The 623-nt window shown below is 42.2% G+C and carries 1 protein-coding gene; it reads left to right on the forward strand.

Going from position 1 to position 623, the window contains the following annotated elements:
* Positions 1-623 (forward strand): group II intron reverse transcriptase/maturase (gene ltrA, locus CHI06_RS29020; protein ID WP_095252076.1); only part of this gene is annotated, 623 nt, incomplete at both ends.

Consider the following 623-nt stretch of genomic DNA (forward strand, 5'->3'; position numbering starts at 1 on the left):
CTTAAACGTGTCGAGAAGAACAAAGGCAGTCACGGTATAGACGGAATGTCCGTAAAATCCCTACGTAGACATCTCTATGAAAACTGGGAACCTCTTTGTAATTCTTTAAGGAATGGAACCTATCAACCGAATCCAGTACGTCGAGTCGAAATCCCGAAACCGAACGGTGGAGTAAGATTACTAGGTATCCCTACCGTGACAGATCGTTTCATTCAACAAGCTATTGCTCAAGTGCTAACCCCACTATTTGACCCAACCTTTTCAGAGCAAAGTTATGGATTCAGACCAAAGCGGAGAGGACATGACGCGGTTCGAAAAGCGAGGGAATATATAAGTGAAGGTTACAGATGGGTTATAGATATGGACTTAGAGAAATTCTTTGACAAAGTTAATCACGATAAGTTAATGGGGATATTGGCTAACAGAATCCAAGACCGATTGGTCTTGAAGCTAATAAGAAAATACCTCCAAGCGGGAGTCATGATTAATGGTGTAACCTATGATTCTGAGGAAGGGACACCACAGGGAGGTCCACTAAGTCCTCTTCTTTCCAATATTCTGTTGGATAAACTTGATAAGGAGTTGGAAAGAAGAGGGCATAAATTCGTTCGCTACGCTGATGA

This window comes from Bacillus sp. 7884-1 (assembly GCF_002272245.1).
In the GTDB taxonomy this organism is placed as follows: domain Bacteria; phylum Bacillota; class Bacilli; order Bacillales; family Cytobacillaceae; genus Neobacillus.